The sequence below is a fragment of the Actinomycetes bacterium genome, assembly GCA_036000965.1.
Classification (GTDB): Bacteria; Actinomycetota; CALGFH01; order CALGFH01; family CALGFH01; genus DASYUT01.
Window position 1 is genome coordinate 1 of sequence record DASYUT010000073.1, and the last position, 2,937, is coordinate 2,937.

The window sequence follows — 2,937 nt, forward strand, 5'->3', positions numbered from 1 at the left end:
GCTCCTTGTAGCCGACCTGGCCGTTCTCCAGCCGGTGGATCTTCCATTCGGATGCGCGGATCGCCTCGCCGGCCTGCTCGCGGGTGATGCCCTGCTCGGTGCGGAGCCGGCGGAGCTGGGCGCCGACCAGCATCCGCCGGATGGTCGGGCCACCGCCTGACTGAACCTCGGTCACATGCCGCCTCCCCTCCCGCGGCCAGGTCAGCGCACAGTATGCCATTTCGCTCAGGTTGCGTAAGCAGCGCACTTTGCTTCTGCACTTGGCATTTGTGGGCCCTCGCCGACGCGGGAAGGTCGAACTCGTCCTGTGCCACAGCGCTCCGGGCCGGGAGGAGCACCTACCGCCAGGTCAGGGCAGGGTTTCCCACGAGCGCGCCGACCATGGCGCCGGAGGGAAACAGCGGCTGTAGGGTTCGCTGTTCGGGCACGTGATCCACAACCGGATGGAGCTGAGGTCATTCGAGCATGTTGAGCAGGGACTCTCCCTACCCGCTCAACGCTCGAAGCGGGTCGTGCTCAGGCGTCCGCTCCACGACCCGCTGGGCCTTGCCAAGCTCGACCCGGGGGATGGTCCCGCCGGGCAGCACCCGCACCTCGGTCGACAGCCCCAGGCGCTGCAGCAGTGCCGCATCCACGTCGGCGGCGACCCGCTCGCGCTCGGCCTCCTCGGTGTCGGCGCAGATCGACCAGCCGGCCGCCAGCTCGCAAGCCACGACCAGCTTCGGCATGGTCGCGGTTCGGTCGACCACGAGCAGGTAGTGGGGCGCGACCGCCCGCTCGGCGACCAGGACCGCCTCGACCTCGCTGGGGTAGACGTTGACCCCGCGGATGACCAGCATGTCGTCCCTGCGGCCGGTCACCTTGGACATGCGGACCAGCGTCCGGCCGCACACGCAGGGCGAGGGGTCGAGCGCGGCGATGTCGCCGGTCCGGTAGCGGAGGAGCGGCATCGCTTCCTTCGTGAGGGTCGTGAAGACCAGTTCTCCGCGGGTACGCGGCGGCAGCGGCGCGCCGGTGTCAGGGTCGATCACCTCGACCAGGAAGTGATCCTCGTTCACGTGAAGGCTGCAACGCACCGCATTGCCAGGTGATTGCGGTATGCCGGCATGGGCCTCCACGCACTCGCAGGCGACGCCGGGGCCGATGATCTCCGACAGCCCGTAGATGTCGAGCGCCTTGATGGGCAGCAGCTCCTCGAGCTGGCGGCGCATGCCTTCGCTCCACGGCTCGGCCCCGAAGATGCCGACGCGCAGCGCGATCTCGTCCCTCGCGATGCCGGCCTCGCCCAGCGCCTCCCCCAGCCGCGCCGCATACGAGGGCGTGCAGCACAGGACCTCGGGCGCGAGGTCGTGGATCAGGGTGACCTGGCGCTGGGTCTGGCCGCCGGAGACCGGGACCAGCGTGCAGCCCATGCGCTCGGCCCCTGCGTGCATCCCCAGCCCGCCGGTGAAGAGCCCGTACCCGTATGCGTTGTGGACGACGGTCCCGGGTCGGGCGCCGGCGCAGCCGAGCGCGCGGGCGCACACCTCGGCCCAGAGGTCGAGGTCGGCCCTGGAGTAGGAGACCAGCGTGGGCCGCCCACCCGTGCCCGACGACCCGTGGACGCGCACCACCTGCTCGCGGGGGACGGTCAAGAGCCCCCAAGGGTAGTGCTGCCACAGGTCGGCCTTGGTGGTGAACGGCAGGCTGCCGAGGTCGTCGAGGCCGACCGTGGCGCCCGGCTCGACCCCGGCCCCGGCCAGACGGCCCCGGTAGAAGGGGCTCGCCTCGAGGAGTCGCCCGACCAGCGCGGCGAGCCGCTGTGCCTGGAGGACGGCCCGTTCGTCGGCCGACATCGCCTCCGCACGCTGGTCCCACATGCTCAAGCCTCCTGCGATCGACACCCGCGAGGTGCGTCCCGTGCCGGTGGGCGCCGTGACGGACTGTACTGCACATCGCCAGACCGGGCCCGGAGGCGGCCCTGCCGACCGGCGGGGTGCCGCTACCTGCTTGCGTCCCGGTGCGCCGCCCTTCAGGGCGGTGGTGCAGGGACGCCCCAGCCAGGCCGAGGAGGATGTCAAACCGCCAGGTCGCTCGAGTGCGGCGCCTCGTCATGGGTCGGGAGGTTCCCGAGCTTGCCCACCTCCCGGTGGAGCGCCTCGAACGCCGACTGCAACTGGACCTGGGTGACCTGCGCGAAGGTGCGCAGGTAGGCGATGCGGCGTTCGAGCTGCTCCTCTTCCTCCCGGTAGGCGTCGGGGCTGGCACGGTAGACCTCGGCGGCTCGCTCCGCCGCCTGGGCCGCCTGCTGCTGCGCCTCCCTGAGGATCTCCTCGTAGCGCTGCCGGGCCTGGCCGACGAGCCGGCGCGCGTACTCCTCGGCTTGCGCGATGTGGTTGTCCGCGGCCTGCTGGGCCTGCGACATGAGGTTGACCGCCTGCACGTTCGGCCGGGGGGCGCCGACCACCGACTGGTCGTCGACGTCGATGCCGCGGTCGCGGTACCAGCGCCTGAGCCGGTCGATCTCGGCGCGGAGGGCGGCCCGGTCGGCGTCCGCGGCCGAGATGTCCTCGGCCACCCGCGCCATGAAGCGGTCGACCTCGTCCTCGCTGTAGCCGCGGCGGGTCAACGGCGCCTTGCCGAAGGTCGTGCTCCGCACGGCGCTCGGAGTGAGGCGCTTCGTCCACTCCTGGCCGCGACCGTGCGCGTACCCGTCGCTGGCCGAGGTCATGCGCGATCGCCTCCCGCGTTCCTACCGAAGTCCTCGTACTGGATACGACTGTGGTGGATGCCGGCCCCGGGAGGAATAGTCAAATTCTGGCTCTTCCAGCGTTTCCGTGGGTCCGATCATGCCCGCCCTGGCAGCGGCGGGCACAGCCCACCCACACTGAGCATCGCCAGCGCGATCAGCGCCTCGGGCGAGCGGAACCCGAACGCGACCCGGGTCAGCAGCCGGAT

Annotated in this window: 4 protein-coding genes; all 4 read right to left on the minus strand. The window is 71.3% G+C overall.

From position 1 onward, the window contains the following. On the minus strand, nucleotides 1-220 hold a 220-nt coding region (locus VG276_05735), incomplete at its 3' end, for a helix-turn-helix transcriptional regulator (protein HEV8648904.1). 265 nt (nucleotides 221-485) lie between these two features. Continuing rightward, the gene (locus VG276_05740; GenBank protein HEV8648905.1) at nucleotides 486-1,859 is read right to left on the minus strand and encodes a phenylacetate--CoA ligase; all 1,374 of its coding nucleotides are present in this window, start codon (nucleotides 1,857-1,859) and stop codon (nucleotides 486-488) included. 197 nt (nucleotides 1,860-2,056) lie between these two features. Further along, on the minus strand, nucleotides 2,057-2,710 hold the full coding sequence (locus VG276_05745; GenBank protein HEV8648906.1) for a DivIVA domain-containing protein: 654 nt from the start codon (nucleotides 2,708-2,710) through the stop codon (nucleotides 2,057-2,059). 116 nt (nucleotides 2,711-2,826) lie between these two features. After that, a partial coding sequence (locus VG276_05750; GenBank protein ID HEV8648907.1) for a hypothetical protein occupies nucleotides 2,827-2,937 on the minus strand: 111 nt, incomplete at its 5' end.